The sequence below is a fragment of the Bradyrhizobium sp. RDM12 genome (genome assembly GCF_051917485.1).
GTDB lineage: Bacteria > Pseudomonadota > Alphaproteobacteria > Rhizobiales > Xanthobacteraceae > Bradyrhizobium.
In genome coordinates this window covers 4675998-4696836 of record NZ_CM133064.1, presented here as the reverse complement: position 1 = coordinate 4696836, position 20839 = coordinate 4675998, and the positions used below count along the sequence as shown (strand labels likewise).

The following is a 20839-nucleotide window of genomic DNA, read 5'->3' as shown; positions in this document are numbered from 1 at the left end:
CGCCCGTGGAACCGCTCAACGCACGCTCGATGCTCGATGCCGCGACCAGCGCCGCGGCAAAGCCGGCTGACCAGGCTTTTGTCGAGCGACGCCGCCGCCTGACGCCGGCCGCACTCGACGTCGTGAACCAGAAGGTCGCACGCGCCTATTCGCCGATCGTGATCACCGGCTTTGCGCGCGCTACCGATTTCGTGCTGCTGAGCGTGGTCGGCATCGCGGTGTATGTCGGCTACGTCATGCCGCTCGCCGGCTTCAACTGGGTCTATCCCGCAGAGATCGTCGCCGTCGCGGTCGCCGCCGTGGTCTGCTTCCAGGCCGCGGACATCTATCAGGTGCAGTTGTTTCGGGGGCAGCTCCGACAGATGACGCGGATGATCTCGTCCTGGTCGTTCGTCTTCCTGCTGTTCATCGGCATCTCCTTTTTCGCCAAATTCGGCAGCGAGATGTCGCGGCTGTGGCTTGCCGCCTTCTACTTCCTCGGCCTCGCCGCGCTGGTCGCCGAGCGGCTTATCCTGCGCTCACTGGTGCGCAGCTGGGCGCGCCAGGGCCGGCTCGATCGCCGCACCATAATCGTCGGCTCCGACAGCAACGGCGAGCAGCTGGTCGAGGCGCTGAAGGCGCAGGAGGATTCTGACATTCACGTGCTCGGCGTATTCGACGACCGCAACGACAGCCGCGCGCTCGACACCTGCGCGGGTGCGCGCAAGCTCGGCAAGGTCGACGACATCGTCGAATTCGCCCGCCGCACCCGGGTTGATCTGGTGCTGTTCGCCCTGCCGATCTCGGCCGAGACGCGCATCCTCGAGATGCTCAAGAAGCTCTGGGTGCTGCCGGTCGACATCCGCCTCTCCGCCCACACCAACAAGCTGCGCTTCCGCCCCCGCTCCTATTCCTATCTCGGCGAAGTGCCGACGCTCGACGTATTCGAGGCGCCGATCACAGACTGGGACCTGGTGATGAAATGGCTGTTCGACCGCGTCGTCGGCAGCCTCGCGCTGCTCGCCGCGCTTCCCGTGATGGCGCTGGTGGCGCTGGCTGTGAGGCTCGATAGCCCCGGCCCCGTCCTGTTCCGCCAGAAGCGGTTTGGCTTCAACAATGAGCGGATCGACGTCTACAAGTTCCGCTCGATGTATCATCACCAGGCCGACCCGACCGCATCGAAGGTCGTGACCAAGAACGATCCGCGCGTCACCCGCGTTGGCCGCTTCATTCGCAAGACCAGCCTCGACGAGCTGCCGCAGCTCTTCAACGTGGTGTTCTCCGGCAATCTCTCCCTGGTCGGGCCGCGCCCGCACGCGGTGCAGGGCAAGCTGCAGAGCCGCCTGTTCGACGAAGCCGTCGACGGCTATTTCGCTCGCCATCGCGTCAAGCCCGGCATCACCGGCTGGGCCCAGATCAACGGCTGGCGCGGCGAGATCGACAATGAAGAGAAGATCCAGAAACGAGTCGAGTTCGACCTCTATTACATCGAGAACTGGTCGGTGCTGTTCGATCTCGTCATTTTCCTGAAGACGCCGCTCTCGCTGCTGACCAAGAACGAGAACGCGTATTGAGTGGTAGTGCCCGAGCCACGCTGTCATCGCCCGGCTTGACCGGGCGATCCAGTAATCGCCGGCAGCGGAAACTGCCACGAACAGCTCGGATTACTGGATGCCCCGCCTTCGCGGGGCATGACGGCGGAAGTGTTGTGTACGAGTAGCGTGAGCCCATAATGGCATATGCGGCGACAGCCGGTGGAATGAACATAGCCGCACCGGCCGCGCCCGGCGTGCTGGCCCTCCAGCGCGCGCTGGTGTGGCTGGTCGGTGCGTCCGGCGCGATCGTTTTCATCGAGCCGAGCCCCTACGAGGTCGCGACCCTGCTCGCCACCGTCGCCTTCTTCGCCACCGGCCTGCGGCTCAAGCTCGTGCTGATGCCGCTGGTGCTGGCCCTGGTCCTGCTCAATGTCGGCTACACCATCAGCGCGATCCCGCTGCTCGACCAGTCCGAGGTCGCAAGCTGGATCGCGACCTCCTGGTACATGGCGGTGACCGTGGTGTTCTTCGCCATGGTGACCTCCGAGGACACGGCGGCGCGGCTCGACATGCTGCGCCGCGGCCTCGTGCTCGGCGCGATGATCGCCTCGCTCTCGGCGATCGCGGGCTATTTCAATCTCGTTCCCGGCGGCCACGATCTCCTGACGCTCTACGAGCGCGCACGCGGCACGTTCAAGGACCCGAACGTACTCGGCGCCTTCCTGATCCTGCCGGCTCTGTTCGCGCTCCAGAGCGTGGTCTCGGACAAGCTCGCCAAGGCGTTCCGCAACGTCATCGCCTTCGGCATCATGTCGCTGGCGATCCTGCTCGCCTTCTCCCGCGCCGCCTGGGGCGGGCTTGTCCTGACCTCCGCCTTCATGCTGGCGCTGATGGTCCTGACCAGCCGCACCAACGCGCAACGCTCGCGCATCATCATCATGGCCGTCGTCGCGGTGGTGCTGGGCCTCGCGCTGATCGCGGTCCTGCTGTCGTTCGATTCCATCGCCGAGATGTTCAAGCAGCGCGCAAGCTTCGACCAGAGCTATGATGAGGGCCGCTTCGGCCGGTTCGGCCGGCACATCCTCGGCGCGGAGATGGCGCTCGACCTGCCGTTCGGCATTGGTCCCTTACAATTCCACCGCTTCTTCCCCGAGGACACCCACAATTCCTATCTGAACGCCTTCATGTCCGGCGGCTGGCTCTCCGGCGTTTGCTATCCCGCGCTGGTCTTCACGACCGTCATCACGGGCTTTCGCCACATCTTCGTCCGCGTCCCCTGGCAGCGCGCTTATCTCGCGGTGTTCTCGGCCTTCGTCGGCACCGTCGGCGAAAGTTTCGTGATCGACACCGACCACTGGCGGCACTTCTGGATGATGCTGGGCGCGATGTGGGGCATGATCGCGGCCGCACAGGCCTACAAGATCAGGTCTGGCGAGGATGCTTCTTCAGCTTGAGCGCGGGCCGCTTCTCCGGCGGCGTGTCGAGCAGGCCCTTCAGTGCAGCGGTCGCCGCAAGCACGCCCTTGTAACCCTCATTGGCGAAGCGCAGCAGTAGCCGCAGTTCCTCGTCCGAGTAGGTACTGAAGACCTTCTCCATGGCCTGCTGCATCGGCACGTAGAGTTCGCCGATTTTCGCTCCGGTCTCCGGTACGACTGTAATGAAGACCTTGCGCCGATCGGTCTCGTCCCGCTCGCGGCGCACCAGTCCGGCCTTCTCGAGCCGATCGACCACGCCGGTGATGGCGCCCGTCGTCAGCCCCGTCACCTCGGCGAGGCGGCCCGCGGTCACGCGTCCCTCGAGATAAAGGATGTCCATGCATTCGAGGTCGGAGTTGGCAATTCCGGCCGCGTTCGCAACGGCTTGCCCATAGAGCACGCCCTGCGCCGAGGACCGCCGCATCGCCTCTTCCAATTCTCCCAGTAGCGTCGCGCGCGCCTTCGCCCTTGACAAGGCTCACCTCATATCTTAGTCGATATATATCTTAGCCACTAAGAGATTTAGTGGCCGTAATTTTTCCTAGCACCATGGAAACGTCGGGAGCAAGCCAATGCCTCATCGTCCCCGCAAGGCCCTGATCATCGGTGCCGGCATCGCCGGCCCGGTTGCAGCGATCCTGCTGCGCCGCGCCAGCATCGAATCGGCGATCTACGAAGCCTGGCCCTACTCCAAGGGCATTGGCGGTGGCCTCCAGATCGCGCCCAACGGCATGCACGTGATGGACGAGATCGGACTTGCGGCGGAGTTGATCAGCCGCGGCTCGACCGCAGAGTCTTTCGATTTCTATTCGCAAGAGGGCCAAAGGCTCGGCTCGATCAACCGCGACATGGCGCGGCGCTTCGGCCAGCCCGCGGTCAACGTCTGCCGCGCGACCTTGAACGAGATGCTGATCGACAAGGCGTGGTGCGCATGCGTCTCGCTTTATTTCGACAAGCGCCTGATCAAGATCGAGGATCGCGGCGACCAGCCGGTCATCGCCTATTTTGCCGATGGCACCACGGCCGAGGGCGACTTCCTGATCGGCGCCGACGGCGTGCATTCGGTGGCGCGGCGGCAAGTGGTGCCGGACGGGCCAAAGCCATTCAACACCGGCCTGATCGGTTTCGGCGGCTTCGTGCCGCATGCTGTGCTCGACGGCCGCGCGATCGGCCGGCATGTCGAGACCACCTTCGGACAGAGCGGCTACTTCGGCCACGGTTATTGCAGCCCGGACCCGAAGGACGGCGTGATGTGGTGGAGCACGCAGCCGGCGCACGGCATGGATGCCGCGATGTTCCGCGCGCTCGACGAGGCGACGCTGAAGCAACATCTGCGCGGCTTCCATCACGGCTGGCATGATCCGATCCCTGCGATCATCGAGGCGGCCGAGAACATCGTGGTCACCGACACGCTCGACGTCGCGACCTTGCCTACATGGTCACGCAAACGCTCGCTGCTGATCGGCGATGCCGCGCATGCAACCAGCCCCCATGCCGGCCAGGGCGCGTCGCTCGCACTGGAGGATGCGATGCGGCTCGCCCGTCTGATGCAGGAAGGCCAGGAGCTAACCGCCACTTTCCAGGCCTTCGAGGCCGAGCGGCGCCCCCGCGCCGAGAAGATCGTCGCCATTGCCCGCCGCAACGGCAACAGCAAGCGCGAATTCAGCGCCACCGGCGCCTGGGTTAGAAACCAGATGATGAAATGGCTGCTGCCGCTGGGGTCGAAGAGCATGGATTTCATGTACGGGTATGACGCACGGGCGGTGTAACGGCACGGTGCCGCAGGGTGGGCAAAGCGGAGCGCCCACCACTCGCAAAGATGCTCATGGAGATATGGTGGGCACGGCGCGTTGCGCCTTTGCCCCACCCTACGATAGCGGATCTAGCCCTCCACCGCGAACGTCAGCCCCGCATGCTCCCGCAAGCGCTTGATCAGCTTGTGCTGCATTGCTGCGCCCGGCGTCCAGAGCCCGGCTGGAACATCGGTCACGTCGCGCAGCATGCAGATGGCACATTCGGAGATCATCTTCGAGGTCGAGCCATAACCGGGATCGCGGTCGCCGGTGACGCCGGCGCGGATCTGGCGACCGTCAGGCGCGATCGCGACATAGAGCAGATCAAAACGGCCGTTCTCTCGTTCTTCCTTCGAGGGGCCTTCGCCCGGCTTGGGCGCGCCCGGGCCGGTCTTCTCGGCGTTCGCCGCCATGACGAGCTTGGCGTTGGCCTCGCCCTTCTCGCCGGGACCAGTCAGAACCATCTCGTCGTAGACGAAGTCCTGGCCGTAGGGAAAGCCCATCAGCATGTTGGAACGATGGACGTTGCGGGTGTTGATCAGCGCCATCGTGAACGGCGCGGCCCAGGATTGCAGATCTTCCTCGAGCAGGGACCTGTTGCCCTTCGGCTGCTTCGGTCCGGTGAAGCCCGGCGTCAGCGCGAACGGATCGTTCAGGATAGTGATGAGGCTGATGTCTTTGGCAACGGCATCGAAGGTCGCCTTGGCGCTCGCCGCGGTGCCGCCCGACAGCGCGCCGCGCATGTCGCGCACGCGGCCTTTCACACGCGAGGCCGGAGCGCCGAAGACGCGCTTGGCCTCTTCCTGCACAAAGAACGCGCCAAGCTCGAACGGCACGGAGTCGAAGCCGCAGGAGAATACGATGCGCGCACCGCTGTCCCTTGCAGCCGCCTCGTACTTGTCGATCATCTGCCGCATCCAGATCGGCTCGCCGCAGAGATCGAAATAATCCGTGCCGGTGGCGACGCAGGCCGCGAGCAGTTCTTCGCCGTAGAGCTGATACGGACCGACAGTGGTGATCACCGACATCGTCTGTTCCGCCATCGCCTTCAGCGAAGCCGCGTCCGACGCATCCGCCACGATCAACTGCGTATTGCCCGGCGCGCCGATCGCATCGCGCACCGATTTCAGCTTCCCAAGGCTGCGCCCCGCCATCGCCCATTTGAGCGTGTTGTCGCTCTTATAATGCTGAGTCAGATATTCAGCGACGAGCTGACCGGTGAAACCGGTCGCGCCGTAGACGACGATGTCGAATTTCGCAGAGCTCATGACTGGCCTTTACTTCTTCGCGTAACTCACGCCCATGCCGGCGCGGACGTCGCTTTGAATCCCATAGGGCGGAATCGGATAGCGCAGGCCGTTCCTGGCAAGCGCCTTCATGCCGACGATCGCCTTGGCGAGATGCGCAGGCTTCAAGGCCATCAGCATCTCCTCGTCCGGCACGCCGCCATAGCGCCGTTCGGCATAGCATGGCAAGGACAGGCTGGGCTCGCCGCTTTTGAGCGCCCGCCCCCAGGAATCCGCACAAGCGGTTTCGCCGACCACGCCCCATTCGAACTTCTTGTAGCCGGTATATTGCAGCCCGTTGATCAGGATGATCATCTGCCCTGGCGTCGCGTAGACGAGGCAGATGTCGGGTGGATCGAGCCGCCCGCTCGCCAGCGGACTGACCGCGAGCGCCTGGTATTGCCCGAACGGAACCACGTCCAGCGCCTCCTGGCGCTTGCGTGCATCCTCCGCGGTGCCGTGCCAGACGCCGACATAATTTTCGCCGGCAAGCCATTTCTCGTCCTGCGGGCTGAGCCCGATCACCGCGCGGCACTGCGCGCCGACGAGATCGTCGCCGGTGATGCCGACGGTCCATCCCAGGCGCGAGGCCATGCTGACGATCTGGTCGGTGGTGTGGAGCGCATTCGGCCGCCGGATTTTCGGGATCGCCTCCATGTCCGCGACATGCGCGAACAGCTTCATGCCGATCACCGTGGTCTTCAACCGCAACAGACTGTTGAGATCGGCCACGAGGCCGGCAAGATCGATCGTATCAGCGGCTGACTGCTCCATGGCATCCTCCCGGCGCGCCGTTTCCGACGCTTATTGTTGGGCTTTTGTGGCCTGTTCTAGTCCTTGCCCGGCCCGGGAAGCAACTCGCTGGTCCTGCCCATCAGGCGGTAGGCCAAAAAGGCCGATCCATTCACGCACGGCCACGTTGGTCCTGTCGAGCCCGTCCGCGCCATTGTTCGTGAAGGAGAGAACATCATCGCGCCCGCCCATCCGCCAGTCGACGGGATAGGCCTCGACGTCGAAGCCAGCCTTGCGGAAGATCCCCATTGAGCGCGGCATGTGGAAGGCGGAAGTGACGAGGAGCCACCGCTCGCCCGGTTTTGGCGCAACCAGCTTCTTCGTGAAGACCGCATTCTCCCAGGTGTTGCGGGAATCGCGTTCAAGGATCAGCCGCTCCTTGGATATGCCGAGGCTTTCCAGGATCGGCGCGGAATAGTCGGCTTCCTTGGCATCGGTCGGGATCAGGTTCGAAGCGCCTCCGGTGAAGACGATGCGCGCATTCGGATAGCGACGCGCCAGCATGGCCGGCGCAAAAAAACGATCGGCCGCGTGCGCGACCACCGGCGTGCCATGTGCGGCCGACAGATCGGTATCGACCGAGCCGCCCAGCACGACAATGCCGTCGGGCGCGCCGCGCGACGGATCCCACGCGGGAAAGCGCGATTCCAGCGGATAGAGCAGCAGATTGCCGAGCGGCGAAAACGCGGCGAGCGCGAGCAGAACCAGCGTCGTCGCGGCCAGTTTCCGGCCGAGCCCGGCAAAGCGTGTTGCCATCAGCACGACCGAGATGATCCCGAGCTCGACCAGAAGATTGATCGGCACCAGTGCGGCACCAAACGTCTTTGAAAGAAAGAAAAACAGGACAAACCTCGCTGAAATGATCGTACTGCGCGGGTTTGGCCCGCCCACCCATCTTCAGAAATCTTTTTGGGAGAGGATCGATTGCCGGGTCAAGCCCGGGCATAACAGGATCTCATGACAAGTTCTGATGAATCCGATTGGACGCGGCAAATGACCCATCATCACCTGCATTCAAGTCCCGAAACCTGCCATTGGGGCTTCTTTGAAGCCGCGCTCAAGCCCGTCCTTACCATCGCGAGCGGCGACGAGGTGACCGTCGACACCATCAGCGGCGGCCCGGACATGCTGCCGGACCGCAGCAAGTTTCACGTTCCGCCGGAGATATCAGAGGTCCATGCCAACAACGAGCGCATGCTTCCCGGCCACATCCTGACCGGCCCGATCGCGATCGACGGCGCCGAGCCCGGCGATGTGCTCGCAGTCGAGATCCTCGACGTCCAGCTCCGCCAGGACTGGGGCTGGAACATGATCAAGCCGCTCTCCGGCACCCTCCCCGACGATTTCCACGAGACCCGGATTCTCAACATCCCGCTGGACCGGTCGCGGATGGTCGGCCGGATGCCTTGGGGCCTCGACCTGCCGCTAAAACCGTTTTTCGGCGTCATGGGCGTTTCGCCACCGCCGGCCTGGGGCCGCATCTCCTCGCTCGTGCCGCGCGCGACGGGCGGCAATCTCGACAACAAGGAGCTTGGCGCCGGCGCGACGTTGTATCTGCCGGTGTTTGTCCCGGGCGCGATGTTCTCCTGCGGCGACGGTCATGGCGTGCAGGGCGACGGCGAGGTCTGCGTCACCGCGATCGAGACGGCGTTGCAGGGCCGCTTCCGGCTGACGCTGCGCAAGGATTTGCGGTTCGAGTATCCGCGCGCGGAGACGCCGACCCACTACATGACCATGGCGATGGACCCCGACCTCGACCAATGCGCGGTGCGGGCGCTCCGCGATATGATCGTGCTGCTTGGCGAGACGCGAAACCTGTCGCGCGAGGACGCCTATACACTATGCAGTCTCGCGGCCGATCTGCGGGTGACCCAGACCGTCAACGGCTCCAAGGGCATCCATTGCATGATCGAAAAGGCGATCGTGCACGGCTGATCGCGCCAGCACTTCCTGGCCACTCCACGCTTGCCCATCGCCTGGACATGCCGGCGGCGCGCTGCATCGCGCCTGATTTCGTGCACGATTCCAACGGGCTAAGCGATGGGCTCGGTCTGTATTTGACTCTACCACTGACCCTAAATAGAGTCTTAATCGTTACTTTTATGTACCCGAGTAAGAGGCTAGCGTTCGGGCCATGGCCACCGAAAAAGCCGAGACTGACCGCATTCCCGTAACCTTGGCGCTCTCGACCATCACCTACCTGGAGAAGTTGGTGAGACAGGGCACTCACGGCACCAGCGTTCCCGGCGTCGCACGGACCTTGATCGAGGAAGGCATCCGTCTCGCCATCAAGGACGGGCTTTTGTCGATCTGCGACAATGGCAGGACGTGAGCGCACGCCGAACGTGAAGCGGACGGATCTCGAGCTGCGGTTGGTCGATTGTCGCAACCTGGGACCGCTACAATGCCTGTTCTCTCACCAACCTGGACCAACGAACGAATTGAACTTCTGAAGCAACATTTCGAGGCCGGTCTCTCCTGCCGCGAGATCGCCGCCGACATCGGCGTCAGCCGCAACGCCGTGATCGGCAAGCTGTCGCGCCTGAATCTCACGCGCGGCCGCTCGGCCGACGAGCGCGGGCTTCAACACAGAAATCAGGACAGAAATCATAACAGGACTGGCGCGCCGCGTGCGCAAAGAGCGGTTCCCCGGCTGCAATTCGAAATGCTCGCGACAATCTACGGAGAAGCGGACGGGCCTGTCGCGACCGGGCCGATCGACGAGGCGAATCGCTGCTCGCTGATGGAGCTCGGCGAAAACTGCTGCCGCTGGCCGATCTCAACGCCCGGTGCCGAGGATTTCTGCTTCTGCGGCAACGCCGTCCATGACGGTCAGCCCTATTGCGCCGGCCACAGCCGCCTCGCCTACAAGCCGAACTCGCGTGCGCGTGTCATGCGCGGCTGAAGCGAGCCGTCGCCTGGACCCACAATCTTGGCCCCAACGAAAAACCTCCGGTAGGGCATTACCGGAGGCTTCTGGAGGCTTAGCGTGAAGCTAAGAGCCGGGATTTTCAAACCGGCTGACAACTATATAGCTGAGCAACTCAGCTAAGTAAATAAGTTTGTGGTGATCGATTCGCATAGCTCGTCTTCGCCGTCCGCGCAGGTGAGTTCGATTTTTCCAAACCTACATCGCTCCAGAAAAAAGCCCCGGCGGTTTCCCGCCGGGGTTTCTGGTCGATCTGCGCGATCGATGATCAGAAGTTGCGCTGAGCGCGCAGCATCATGGTCACCGAGTTCTGGTCCTTCAGCTCGTACACGGCCGCCGGTTTCGCTGCGCTGGCAATGCCCGGGCTCGCGATGGCACCGGAGTACTTCTGGTCCAGACGCGACCAGCTCAAGTCGGCTGTGAACGCCAGGTTCCTGACCGGAGTCCACACGGTGTTGACACCGACAACACCGAAGTTGAAGTCCGGGTTACAAGTCGAACCGGCCACGGCGATCGCAGCGAAGTTGGTGCAGATCAGGCCCTTGCCCGTATTGCCGTACTTCAGCTGAGCATAACCACCGTAGACGGCGCTCGCCCAGTTCGGGCTCCAGTTGTGGGTATAACCACCACGGACGCCCCAGGTCTTGACGGTATCGATGCCGGTAGCCGTTCCAAAGACGCCGTCAGCAAGGCCGGCGAAACCGGTGCTTTGATACGCCGTGCCGCTACCGCTGAACATGAAGAAGCTCTGCGGGAACAGGCTCTGGAAATTGTAACGAGTTGCACCGTCGGTGTAGACGCCCTGCAGGTTGATCACGTCGCCCGCACCGGTCGGGATGTTCTTGATCGACAACGAGCCCTGCACAGCCCAGCCCCACTTGTCTTCGGGGTGACCGCTGACTTCAGTCGCGCCGTAGTAGCCGGCATGGAGGTCATGCGCGACAACCGACAATTGGGCCAGACCCCAAGCCTGATCGACACGGACAGCACCAATGATATCGGGTGAGCGCGTTCCACCCCAATCGTTGGCACCATAGACGCCCGTCACGAACTGAGCAGCCGTACCGGCCGACACGTTCCACAGGTTCGACTGGCCGTTTGTCGCCGTCGTCTCTTCTTCCAACGCCAGCGAACCGGTGATGCCCTGGCCAAAGTCAGCCGTGTAGGCGAACTGGTTCACGCCATTGACGTGGTTGCTGCCGCCCGGAATGGTATCGGGACCGCCAGCCGGATAGCTCTGCCACGGGGCGTCGAAGATCGAGACCGTGCGGCCGAAGGTGAAGCCGGCGAACTGGAGGAACGCATGGAAGAGACCGAGCGAAGGCGCACTGGGCGAGATCGTGGACGGGCTGTTGCCGGTGACGTTGGACGTATCGTAGGTGAAAACCATGTCGGCGTAGGTGCGAACAACGCCGTACTCGGTCGCCGTGCGGGTGTCGACGTTGAAGTCGAAACGGGCGCGACTGTAATAGTAGTTGGTCAGACGGTTGTTTGACCCACCGTTCGCACTGCTGGTGCTGTTGTTGAAGCCATAGTCGCCGGCGCCGCCGAGAATTGCGTCGGCGCGCAGGTAACCACCCAGCTTGATGCAGGTGTCGGTGCCCGGCATGTAATAGAAACCAGCACCGTACAGCGAGCAGACCTTCACGTATTCGACCGCCTTGGCCTTGACCGGAAGATCAGCCGCCTGAGCTCCGCCGACGGCGATCAGACCCGCCGCAGTGCCGAGCAAAAGGCTCTTCACCATTTTCATTTTAAAACCTCCAAGTTGCACATTTTGCGGAGACCGGACCGTGAGGCCCCCAGATCCCCGTCTCTTCAAATCCGCTCGGCCGCTTTGCGCTTTCGGACACACCCGCATTCGAAGCGAGGGACGTGAGCGAACCACCTGCAACGGGACGATCGAGAACCCCCACCGTCGCGGATCAATATGCCTGCGCCATTCTACTAATCAAAATAGTTTATTAGATAAGCTTTGTAATTTCGCAAACTCTGTGTCCTTGGCGCAACACCTGACCTGATCTACAAAGCTGATGGGGTCATATTTGACATTTAGGTGACATATTTATCCTGCTCTGCACTTGCGTCAGGGCAGACTTGCGTGAACTATGGCCTCCATGAACACCAGCCGGAAAGAAATCGGCTCGCGGGAGTAACGCTGTGTCAGCGATGAGGAAAGAAGGGGCGCGCCTCCGCTCCACCGGCAATCTCGATATCATCAGGCGATTCACCTGGGAGATATCGTCGATCAACATGTATCTGGAGGAGCTGCGTCAGTTCTGGGCCAGGACGCTCGGCATCAGCGGACCGCAATGGCTGATCCTGATGGCGATTTCCGACCTCGACAAGGACGATGGCGTGCCCGTCAACGTGGTCTCCAAGCTGCTTCATGTCGACCCGTCCTTCGTCACCACCCAGTCCAAGCTGCTGGAGAAGAAGGGCCTGCTACGCCGACGCCCCTCACCGACCGACGCCCGCGTGGTGCGGCTGTCGCTGGTCGAAAAGACCCAGAAGCACATCGCGAGCCTCAACGAGCAGTACAAGTCGATTCGCGAATCCGTCTTCCAGGAGTTCGATGAGAACGAGCTGACGGAGTTTACCGCCAAGCTCGCAACGCTGAAGAGCCGGCTCGAAAAGGCCTGCGTCAGGATCACCCTCGACTTCTGAGGCGCGCTTCCGCTCTCGGCAGGAGGCCGCGCTCAGACCCGCTTGCCGACGGCACCGAGGCGCGATTCGAGCCAGTCGAAGATGTATTCGTTGGCAAGGCTCGGATTGTCGGCGTGAGCCTGTGCAGCGCCGGTCTCCGCCGCGGTGAACACTTTCAGCACGATATCCGAGTTGCCGAGCTGGGATTTTTGCAGGATCTGACGCGCCCGATCGGCCTTGAGCCAGCCGTCCTCGCCGAGCGTGATCAAAACCGGGCATTCGGCGCCGGAGGCCATCAGCGGCGCATGCGGCACCGGGACGACGCTGAGGTTGCTCATTGCAAAACGACTGGCAAAGAAGGAGCGCTCGTGCAGGTCCCACAGGCCGCCGTCGCAGACGGCCGCGGCGAGACGCGGCTCCTGCAACACCGCGCGCGTCACGAACGAAGAGCCCCACCCGTCCGCCACAATCGCAACGCGATCAAAATCGACGTCCTTGCGCTGCTCCAGATAATCCATTGCGCTGGCAACCGAGCTTTCGAGATCACGGCGCCGCATGAGCATGTCGGCGTAATCGTCGCGCTGGTCGCCGAGCAGGTCCAGCGCGAGCATTGACAACCCACGCTCGCGCGCATGGGGCGCAAGCTTGAACAAGAACTCTTCCTTGCGATGGCCGGGCTCGCCGATGCAGATCACCGTCGGGGCACGACCGTTCGCCGCAGGCGCAGGCAGGAAATAACCCTGCAACGAATGTCCTTCGACCCACGGGATTGTCACGACTTCGCCGGCCGGCCCGCGCGCCGTGAGGAAACGGCGGGCGCATTCCTGCATCGCGAGCACCGCGACCCAGCGCCGTTCTTCGGCGGAATCGAGTGGCATCGCGGCCGCACTGTAGTAGTTCATCGCGCGCAACCAGTTGCGCTGTGCGGTCGCCATGTGGCCTTCCGCGAACGCCGCCTCGGCACGATTCCGGTTGGCTTGTGCCAGCTTCTTCCACTCGCGATGCCAGGACTGCTCGTCGCCGCGCTTCAGCTGCCGCGCGATCATCAGGCATTCGGCGATAGTGGCGCCGCCCTCTTGCGCCGCCGTCAGCAGCCGCGTGAACTCGGCGGAGATATCCTCACTCTCCGGGCAGAGGATAAGGTCGTCGGAGAGGCATGCGGGTATCATCGGAGCTACGCTTTATCGTGACGCTATCCTGATTAACTAAACTATTTCAGTTCGCCAACCAAGCTGCCGTGCACCGAATGAGACCCGTTCGAGATCACCATCGCTTGAACGCGTCTCACATGTCGCATGCGTGACATTCCGTATCCTCATAAGAGCATGCGCGCGGGAGGCAGTAAAATTAGCCGATCAAAATGACCTGAACAAATTGCCTGCGCACCTCTTGCGATGATGATCATCATCCCTACATCTGCGCACCCTCGTTGACAGTCCCGGGCCAAAGACAGTCAGCCGAGTCGCCAACCGGCTTCCTGGGTAAAGCTTTCGTAGAATGCGCGGTCATAGGCCTCCTCGGGCGCCGCGCGCACGCGTTCGTCGAGCAGCTTGGCATCCTCGCCGACCAGGATGCGCCAGCGCTCCGCCTTCACGCCGTCGAGGATGATCCTGGCGGCCTGCGCGGCCGTCGTCGGCGCCTCCTCGAGGAAGGTGCGGGCGTTCGGCGAACGCCGCCTGCATCTCCTCGTCCGATTTTTGTCAGCATCTGGCACGCCGGCCGCAACCATGCGCTTGCGCGTCAGCACGACCCCTCGGCGTCGAGGCGCTCCGATCCGTCGCCGCTCTGCACCTTGCGTGAGTTGGAGACGATCGAGGTGCCGACGTGGCCGGGCATCACCACCGAACATTTGACGTGGGGCGCGTGCAAGCGGAGGTCGTTGATCAGCGCTTCGCTAAATCCCTTCACCGCGAACTTGGCCGAGCTGTAGGCAGTGTGCGCCTGGCCCATGCCGATCGAGGCCCAGAAGCCGTTGACGCTGGCGGTATTGATGATGTGGGCTTCATCGGCCTTGACCAGCATCGGCAGGAACGTCCGGATGCCGAGATAGACGCCGCCCCAGCAGATGTTGAAGGTGCGCTCCCACTGCTCGCGCGTGTTGGTGAACAGGCTGCCGCCGCCGCCAATACCGGCGTTGTTGAACAGCAGATGGATCTTGTCCGTCTTCTGCTGCTCGGCGAGCTCGTCGCGGAAGCGCTTGAGATGATCCTCGATCGAGACGTCCGCGACATGGGTCGTGACGCGCAGGCCTTGCGGCAGCTTCTCGACCTCGCAGAGCCGCCGGGTCTCCGCCATCGCGGCCTCTGAGATGTCGCACATCGCTACGTTGCAGCCCTCGGCAACAAGCTGCCGGGCGAGCTCGCGCCCCATGCCCGTACCACCACCGGTGATGACAGCGATCTTTCCAGCAAATTCCTTCATGGGATCTCGGCCCTTCGCTTAACGGCATGTTTCTTCGTCGTTGGCGCGCCGCGAAGGCGACGCGCGTAAAATGTAGCAGCGCCGCCCCGGCAGGTAAAAGCGGATCGGCGCTGCTGTTCGACATCATTTCGGGGTGCGGATTAGTCGGCGCTCGACGCGCCGAGGGCCTCCCGCGCCTCACAGGTCGCGGCCTGCTGTGCCGGCGAGGCCTCCAGCATCGCACGCTCGAGCGTATCTGCTGCGCCGGCCAAGCGCGGATCGCGCGGCGCCGACCCTACATCGCTCATTCCTGCGTCTTTTCCTGTTGGCTCCCCGTATTTGTCCGGCTTCGGTTTAAGGGCAATTTTTTTACAATCCGAATCATCGAATGGGGAAAGCTGGGGCGAGCAGGCCCGGCGCGTCGTTTCCGCCACAGGCTGTGGCACTCGGCTTGCATCCTCCTCGTGGTCGAAACTACCGATGAGGTGACTGGAATGTTCATAACCGTCATTGCCGTGCTCTGCCGGCTTAGCGCTGCTGCCTCAGGCGGCTGTGTCGAGGAAATCGTGACCGACAGCAATATGACGCCCGATATGTCGATGATGGCGTGTGCCGTCGGTGCGCAGGCACCGCTTGCAAAATGGATGGGCGAGCATCCGATCTACCACGCCAACTGGCGCCTCGAGCGCTACAAATGCGTACCGGGTCACTACGAGATCAAGGGCCACGCCTAAGGCCCCGCAAAACCACTGATGTCGAGGAAACGCCCGGGACCGCCTTTTCCCCGCGCGAGCACGGCTTGCGCCAGACCCATTGCGGCGGCGCGCTTTGTGACAACCGTCACGCACTCACCCTCAAGCAATCGCACGCAAGATGACCGCACGCGCCTGTCGCCCCCCGGCGCCGGCATCAGCGCATAATTGTGCGGCTGGTCACGGAGCAGATGCAGATCGACCGGCACGCCGGCCGCCCTCGCGCGCGCGGCAAGATCGACGCTATCAGGGATACAGCAGATCGCGCGTGCTGGGCGTCGTACGTTCAGCGCTGACCGAAATCACCGATGGCACCCAGGATCTGCGGTCGTGACTCTGGATTCTGTTTCCCGTGCCAGGGCCAAGAGACACCTGACAGGCGTCCTGACGCATCAGTGAAGCTCAAATTGAGCCACCGGCCAGAGCTTCGGACCCTGGGAAATTTCCCAGATCTCAGTCGCCGAATAACGATAGCTAAAAATCGGGGGGCTGCTGAATAACGACAGGGTTCTTATCAAAGCACTAATGATTGAAGCGTCAGATTGTGATCATAATACTATGTCGCATTTTTATGAAAAAGCGAATTCCATGCCAGAGGTTGTTAATTTTCCCCGCGCAGCAGGAAAGCAATCCAGGCTGCATCCCGCGGTTCTTCGGCTTCAAGGGCTCGCAACCGTGATGTCTGAACTGAACGGCATGAACCTCCGCAGCCAAGATGACATGAAGCGCGCGCTTTGGATTCTGGATCTCACTAACCGGTGCATCAAAATTATTCTGTCCGAGTTCCGCGATGATCCTTCAATCAACGAACTCATCAAGCGAGCCGGGGAGCTGGCGGATTCAGTAGAGGGGGCTCGCCGAATGGTTCATCATTTGGGATCGAGCCCAAGTAGCGCAACCGCTCTCCGTCATTGAAACCGCAAGCGCATCGCTCGGCGACATTCATACCTCCCCGTTGGATCATGGCAGGGACTCTCGGAATGAGGCTTATCGCTAGACGGAAGTATTCATTTGTCGACGCCGAGACTTTGATCGAGCGCCAAGCGCTCGATACGCTTTTCCGATTCGGTGAGCAGTCTTTTCTACTGCACATCGCTCCCGGCGAAGAGGACCACGATCAAATTGTTTGGTTGGATTGCCGCGAGGCGCTTCTCTGGATCAACCAGAGCACTGATGATTTCGGGACCAATTTCCGAGCAGCGGAGTGAAGCCCATGGTGGAAACTCGCCACGCACCCCGCTTTCGGGCGTGCAAGCCAGCACTGATCGAACGTGGGGGCGACACAACTCGCTGCACGATACGTGACATTTCCACTACGGGCGCAGCGCTCCAATTCTCTGACTGGACCGACGGAATCCCCCGGTCTTCACGTTGACCATTCCAGAAGACAATTTGAAGCTGGCTTGTCGCGTCGTCTGGCGAACCTCGTTCAGGATGGGGGTGACGTTTGATTAGAAACGAACAGGTTGATCACCGGCGCGTTGGTGATGCTTGCCCCGGGGGACGTAGCCGAAGGGGCTGAAAGTGACCTTGCGCCCACGCTCCATAAGCGTTGCGCCACACCAGCCAGAAACGTCAGCAGCGGAAAGAATCGCGATCTTCAATTTGTCTGCAAACCAAAGGTCGTCTGCAAACCAACAGCTCGAAAACAACATTGAGAATATTGAAGAAAATGGTCGGAGCGAGAGGATTTGAACCTCCGACCCCTAGTCTCCCAGTGATGCCGACACTGGATAGCGGGAAGGACCAACAGAGTCCATGACGGAGCAATAACTTCTTTTTTCAATCACATAGCTCGATCTTTTAATGCGCATAGGTTACCGGCAGATACCGCCCAATCCCGCGCCAATGTTTCCCAAAAGTTTCCCAATCCGCTATAAACTGCCTCCGGCACACCATTACAGACTAGGGCGCTAGGGGGCGGAACGTGGCTACGGGTCGAAACAGGCTTGCCGCTAAAGCGGTCGAGAAGGCCATTACGGAGGCCAAGGATACGGGGAAACGGATAGAGCTGAGCGACGGGGGCGGCCTCGTCTTGCGCTGCCCCCGTCAGGCGTGGCGAAGTGGACCTTTGCCTACCGCTCCCGCGCCAAGGGCGGCATGCGCAGGGTGACGCTAGGCCTGTACGGCCCCAAGGCCCCTGCCCTCAGCCTAAAGCTCGCCCGGGACGCACGGGACCGGGAAGAGGCCAGGAACGGCCAGGGTGAGGACCCCAAAGCGGCGCAAGAGCGCCAGCTCCTGGAGCACCGTAAAGGCGTCGTGACGTTCGGCGAGCTGTGCGACCAGTACTTGGCGTACATAAAGGCCATCGACCCCCGCACCGGCAGCCCGCGTAAGAGCAGTTGGAAAAATGACGAAGGGTATCTGAAGCGCCCCAAGGCGAAGTTCGGGAAGCGCTCGGTGGGCTCGGTCACACGGGGCGAGATCAGGGAGTTCCTCGAAGAGATCGCTGAGACCTCTCCGGCTTCGGCGAACCGGACCCAGTCCGTTATCCGCACCATGTGGGGCTACGCCAACGACCGCGAGCTTCTGACGGAGAACTTCCTGCACGGCATGAAAAAGGTTGGAGGCAAGGAAGTCGAGAAAGACCGCGTGCTCACGCTCGATGAGTTGAAGGCCTTCTTTGCGATCCTCAACGACGACAAGGCGGGCATCACAGACGGGACACGCTTGGCACTGAAAGGCGTGTTGCTGACAGCCCAGCGACCGGGCGAGGTCGCGGGCATGATGCGTTCCGAGCTTCACGGTCTCGAGGGAGACAAGCCCCACTGGATCATTCCGGCTGCCAGGACGAAGAACAAGAAAGCCGAACATACGGTCCCCCTCTCCCCGACTGCGGTCAAGCTGATCGAAGCGGCCTTGGAGATCGGCAAGCCGGAAGAGGGAGAGGACAAAGGCGACAGGCCCGTGTTCGCCAGCCGCTTCGAAAGCGTCGCGATGCTCTCGCGCCACTCAATGAGCCAGGCCGTGCGGCGTTTGCTGGAAGACAAAGAGCTTGCAGCCTTCACGCCCCACGACCTTCGGCGGACGGCCGCAACGGTCGTGCAGGCAGCCCGACTGCCCGTCGATTACGTCAAAGCGCTGCTGAACCACAACGACAAGGGCGTGACGGGCGTATATGCTAGATGGCATATGTTTGAGGAGAAGCTTGCAGCGATTATGGCGATTGAGTCGGCCATTCCACCGCAGGTAAGCGGCCCCTAGAATGCTGCTACTCGCTTGCCTTTCCCGCTGAGGTTTCATAAGATCGTGTTGCTTCTCAGTATCATTGGAGTGTTGTCATGCCCAAGCATCTCGACTTCACGCCTCCCGATTTTACGATTGATCCCGGACAAGCCAATATTGTCTTTAGCAACATTAAGGTTGCCATCTTCGCAGATGATGCGGTCGGATCCGTTTCATGGAGTTTGTCGGCTGATCAGTACAATAAAACGCAATCGAACGATAAACCGCATAACGGCACGCTTTACCTTAATTTGCTCGATGATCGTGGGGCGATAATTCCGAGTAGCACTGGAAAGAAGATCACAATGTTTCCGGGCCACACGCATTGCCGCAACCAAGGTAATCAAGTTTGGCAGGGGACCGCATACGGCTATCCCACCGGGCAGGACTTACTCACTTTAATCAAAAACGTATCGCTTTCCTGCGAGGCAATCACTTACGTTGTCGGGCCTTGCTGATTTCCCGCGACGGAGGGCCGCCTTACTCTACGGCCCTTCTCGATTTAACGGTCAAAGTTCAATAGCGCTGATAGCAGTGCGGCTCAATCGGCTCACAGCTAACCGGCAGTTGCGCTATGGAGGCGTCCAGCTCATTCGCGGCCTTCGCTCCGCAACGATAAGGCAAGCTGTCCTCACCCCGGCAGAGCTGCGAGCTTTCGGGCGCATCAATGCCCCACAGGCGAATGCGCGTGCCGTGAATTTCGAGCGTGTCGCCGTCAATGATGCTTGCCCGTCCGACCAAATCGTTCGGTATTGCACCGCTACTGAATACGACGAGCAGCACGCACGCGAGAGCGGGACCCGCAATGTTTCGCGTCAATCTCCTAAACATCCTTTTTTCGCTCGTCGGAATACTTGCTGAACGCTTTGTCGCCGAAAATCTCGACATCTCGTTGCATGGCACGGAACAGCCCTGACTGGAAGAATTGATCTGGGTTTGCTCGGAACGCATCGGCAATTTTCCGCTGCTGAACGGGAGATATTGTCTCCATTACTCGCTGGATGTGAAGCGCCCTGTCGTTCAGGTAGCCCCATAGCTGTTTCGGCACAGTGACGCTGTGAGGTTGGAACCAACCGGCTCCGTCAGGAATCTTTGTGCCTTTCCACTGTCCAGGGTGTGACTGCACGAAACCGAAAATAGCGAACGGGCCAAGCTTGGAGTAGCTGAAGCACGTTGAACTATTTGTCGCTAGGTCGATATCGACCGCGCGGGTAAGATACCGGTTGATGTTCGGAGTGGTCAGGGAGAAGGACGCGCTCTCGATTTCGCCGCATGATAGCATGTGCAGTTCGAATTCTCCGGTGTGCTTGTAGCGGCCCATCAAGAAACGCGACCACGTTTCAAGCGCCCTTTCGGCTAGGGCAGCTTGGTCTTGAGTCAGATGCTGGAATTTTCCATCTTCTCGCAAAGCGGAAAGAGTGCGCCACGCTACGGAGGCGCAAAATTTTGCCATCCACTCGCCGTGACGGACCTTAAGCGATCGGTCGAGATCGTATGGGTGAAAAATGTTCGTTGCGAACGGCGTTTCCCATGAATTGAAAAGCTGCTCGCAATCCCAGCAAAGCCACTCCCTTTTGTCCCCGTCCTGGGATCGCCGATTTGGCAAACCGGACCTTCGAATGTGGCCAGCTTGCTTCATCCACTTGAAGACGAACGACGGTAGGACATGACTCTGTTGTAAGTCCGCCGTCTTGCCGCAAAGCTTGCACGTTCCAACCATTCGGAAGCCCACAGAGGATTTTTCAATCTTGACTTGTCTAGAACGAAATGAGAACATTGGCTAGCCCATCCTCCGGACTATCCCCATGCCTGAAGCCGTCGCTCCCAAGCTGCAATCCGATGCGCAGGCGTTGGAAGCTGCCGCCGATCAGGCAATCGCGGCTTGCGGCGGTGACGCGCGCGAAGCTGTGAAGGCGCTGTTGATTGCGAATGAATTTCTAGAGCGCGAAATGGAAGAGCGTGTGTCGCGCGGGTATGTTCGCGGCGTGAAGCACGGCAGGTTCAACACATACTCGGGCTAACGGGTG

Annotated in this window: 22 protein-coding genes and 2 pseudogenes; 14 read left to right on the top strand and 10 right to left on the bottom strand. The window is 61.4% G+C overall.

Annotated features, from left to right (window positions below; all coding sequences use genetic code 11):
• Window positions 1-5: 5 nt before the first annotated feature.
• Together ACTGJ9_RS22960 and ACTGJ9_RS22955 are read left to right on the top strand one after the other, a co-directional pair.
• A complete protein-coding gene (locus ACTGJ9_RS22960) occupies window positions 6-1553 on the top strand; it encodes an undecaprenyl-phosphate glucose phosphotransferase (protein WP_456672956.1) in 1548 nt (515 codons plus the stop codon).
• Window positions 1554-1711: 158 nt separating this feature from the next.
• A complete protein-coding gene (locus ACTGJ9_RS22955; RefSeq protein ID WP_456672955.1) occupies window positions 1712-2968 on the top strand; it encodes an O-antigen ligase family protein in 1257 nt (418 codons plus the stop codon).
• On the opposite strand, the gene ACTGJ9_RS22950 is transcribed toward ACTGJ9_RS22955, so the two are convergent.
• A complete protein-coding gene (locus ACTGJ9_RS22950) occupies window positions 2937-3413 on the bottom strand; it encodes a MarR family transcriptional regulator (RefSeq protein WP_456678596.1) in 477 nt (158 codons plus the stop codon). The two genes, ACTGJ9_RS22955 and ACTGJ9_RS22950, sit on opposite strands and share 32 nt — an antisense overlap.
• 148 nt (window positions 3414-3561) lie before the next feature.
• Between ACTGJ9_RS22950 and ACTGJ9_RS22945 the strand changes: the two genes are divergently transcribed.
• Window positions 3562-4758 carry an FAD-dependent monooxygenase gene (locus ACTGJ9_RS22945; RefSeq protein ID WP_456672954.1) on the top strand — a complete coding sequence of 399 codons (1197 nt, stop codon included), beginning with the start codon at window positions 3562-3564 and terminating at the stop codon, window positions 4756-4758.
• Window positions 4759-4871: 113 nt separating this feature from the next.
• Here the strand turns inward: ACTGJ9_RS22945 and ACTGJ9_RS22940 are convergent, their stop codons facing one another.
• The 3 genes and pseudogenes from ACTGJ9_RS22940 to ACTGJ9_RS22930 form a co-directional block, all read right to left on the bottom strand.
• Window positions 4872-6050, bottom strand: coding sequence for a saccharopine dehydrogenase family protein (locus tag ACTGJ9_RS22940; protein WP_456672953.1), 1179 nt, complete (start codon window positions 6048-6050; stop codon window positions 4872-4874).
• Window positions 6051-6059: 9 nt separating this feature from the next.
• Window positions 6060-6842: a DUF169 domain-containing protein gene (locus tag ACTGJ9_RS22935; RefSeq protein WP_456672952.1), complete on the bottom strand. Its 783-nt coding sequence runs from the start codon at window positions 6840-6842 to the stop codon at window positions 6060-6062.
• A 56-nt stretch (window positions 6843-6898) separates the two neighbouring features.
• Window positions 6899-7703, bottom strand: a pseudogene (locus ACTGJ9_RS22930) (YdcF family protein).
• A 150-nt stretch (window positions 7704-7853) separates the two neighbouring features.
• Between ACTGJ9_RS22930 and ACTGJ9_RS22925 the strand changes: the two are divergent.
• The 3 genes from ACTGJ9_RS22925 (at window position 7854) to ACTGJ9_RS22915 (ending at window position 9765) form a co-directional block, all read left to right on the top strand.
• On the top strand, window positions 7854-8795 hold the full coding sequence (locus ACTGJ9_RS22925; protein WP_456672951.1) for an acetamidase/formamidase family protein: 942 nt from the start codon (window positions 7854-7856) through the stop codon (window positions 8793-8795).
• A gap of 199 nt (window positions 8796-8994) precedes the next feature.
• Window positions 8995-9192 carry a hypothetical protein gene (locus ACTGJ9_RS22920; RefSeq protein WP_369723331.1) on the top strand — a complete coding sequence of 66 codons (198 nt, stop codon included), beginning with the start codon at window positions 8995-8997 and terminating at the stop codon, window positions 9190-9192.
• 72 nt (window positions 9193-9264) lie between these two features.
• Window positions 9265-9765: a GcrA family cell cycle regulator gene (locus ACTGJ9_RS22915; RefSeq protein WP_456672950.1), complete on the top strand. Its 501-nt coding sequence runs from the start codon at window positions 9265-9267 to the stop codon at window positions 9763-9765.
• 292 nt (window positions 9766-10057) lie between these two features.
• Here the strand turns inward: ACTGJ9_RS22915 and ACTGJ9_RS22910 are convergent, their stop codons facing one another.
• The gene (locus ACTGJ9_RS22910) at window positions 10058-11542 is read right to left on the bottom strand and encodes a porin (RefSeq protein ID WP_456672949.1); all 1485 of its coding nucleotides are present in this window, start codon (window positions 11540-11542) and stop codon (window positions 10058-10060) included.
• 407 nt (window positions 11543-11949) lie between these two features.
• Between ACTGJ9_RS22910 and ACTGJ9_RS22905 the strand changes: the two genes are divergently transcribed.
• Complete coding sequence (locus tag ACTGJ9_RS22905; protein WP_456672948.1) at window positions 11950-12456, top strand: MarR family winged helix-turn-helix transcriptional regulator; 507 nt, start codon at window positions 11950-11952, stop codon at window positions 12454-12456.
• Between the two features lie 32 nt (window positions 12457-12488).
• Here ACTGJ9_RS22905 and ACTGJ9_RS22900 read toward each other — a convergent pair whose 3' ends face one another.
• The 3 genes and pseudogenes from ACTGJ9_RS22900 to ACTGJ9_RS22890 form a co-directional block, all read right to left on the bottom strand.
• The gene (locus ACTGJ9_RS22900; protein WP_456672947.1) at window positions 12489-13604 is read right to left on the bottom strand and encodes an alpha/beta hydrolase family protein; all 1116 of its coding nucleotides are present in this window, start codon (window positions 13602-13604) and stop codon (window positions 12489-12491) included.
• 284 nt (window positions 13605-13888) lie between these two features.
• Window positions 13889-14805 (bottom strand): annotated as a pseudogene (locus tag ACTGJ9_RS22895) (SDR family NAD(P)-dependent oxidoreductase).
• A 191-nt stretch (window positions 14806-14996) separates the two neighbouring features.
• Window positions 14997-15143, bottom strand: a complete 147-nt coding sequence (locus tag ACTGJ9_RS22890) for a hypothetical protein (protein ID WP_456672946.1) — start codon at window positions 15141-15143, stop codon at window positions 14997-14999.
• Window positions 15144-15401: 258 nt separating this feature from the next.
• Here ACTGJ9_RS22890 and ACTGJ9_RS22885 point away from each other — a divergent pair, with 258 nt between their 5' ends.
• The 6 genes from ACTGJ9_RS22885 (at window position 15402) to ACTGJ9_RS22860 (ending at window position 19270) form a co-directional block, all read left to right on the top strand.
• On the top strand, window positions 15402-15569 hold the full coding sequence (locus ACTGJ9_RS22885; RefSeq protein ID WP_456672945.1) for a hypothetical protein: 168 nt from the start codon (window positions 15402-15404) through the stop codon (window positions 15567-15569).
• A gap of 576 nt (window positions 15570-16145) precedes the next feature.
• Window positions 16146-16502 carry a hypothetical protein gene (locus tag ACTGJ9_RS22880; protein ID WP_456672944.1) on the top strand — a complete coding sequence of 119 codons (357 nt, stop codon included), beginning with the start codon at window positions 16146-16148 and terminating at the stop codon, window positions 16500-16502.
• A gap of 65 nt (window positions 16503-16567) precedes the next feature.
• Window positions 16568-16795: a hypothetical protein gene (locus ACTGJ9_RS22875; protein ID WP_456672943.1), complete on the top strand. Its 228-nt coding sequence runs from the start codon at window positions 16568-16570 to the stop codon at window positions 16793-16795.
• A gap of 5 nt (window positions 16796-16800) precedes the next feature.
• Entirely contained in the window at window positions 16801-16962 is a 162-nt protein-coding gene (locus ACTGJ9_RS22870) for a PilZ domain-containing protein (protein WP_456672942.1), read from the top strand.
• Window positions 16963-17642: 680 nt separating this feature from the next.
• On the top strand, window positions 17643-18791 hold the full coding sequence (locus tag ACTGJ9_RS22865; protein ID WP_456672941.1) for a tyrosine-type recombinase/integrase: 1149 nt from the start codon (window positions 17643-17645) through the stop codon (window positions 18789-18791).
• Between the two features lie 77 nt (window positions 18792-18868).
• The gene (locus ACTGJ9_RS22860) at window positions 18869-19270 is read left to right on the top strand and encodes a hypothetical protein (protein ID WP_456672940.1); all 402 of its coding nucleotides are present in this window, start codon (window positions 18869-18871) and stop codon (window positions 19268-19270) included.
• A gap of 58 nt (window positions 19271-19328) precedes the next feature.
• Here ACTGJ9_RS22860 and ACTGJ9_RS22855 read toward each other — a convergent pair whose 3' ends face one another.
• Window positions 19329-19595 carry a thermonuclease family protein gene (locus ACTGJ9_RS22855; RefSeq protein ID WP_456672939.1) on the bottom strand — a complete coding sequence of 89 codons (267 nt, stop codon included), beginning with the start codon at window positions 19593-19595 and terminating at the stop codon, window positions 19329-19331.
• Window positions 19596-19635: 40 nt separating this feature from the next.
• Complete coding sequence (locus ACTGJ9_RS22850; RefSeq protein ID WP_456672938.1) at window positions 19636-20589, bottom strand: hypothetical protein; 954 nt, start codon at window positions 20587-20589, stop codon at window positions 19636-19638.
• Window positions 20590-20617: 28 nt separating this feature from the next.
• Here ACTGJ9_RS22850 and ACTGJ9_RS22845 point away from each other — a divergent pair, with 28 nt between their 5' ends.
• Window positions 20618-20833 carry a hypothetical protein gene (locus tag ACTGJ9_RS22845; RefSeq protein WP_456672937.1) on the top strand — a complete coding sequence of 72 codons (216 nt, stop codon included), beginning with the start codon at window positions 20618-20620 and terminating at the stop codon, window positions 20831-20833.
• The last annotated feature ends 6 nt before the right edge of the window (window positions 20834-20839 follow it).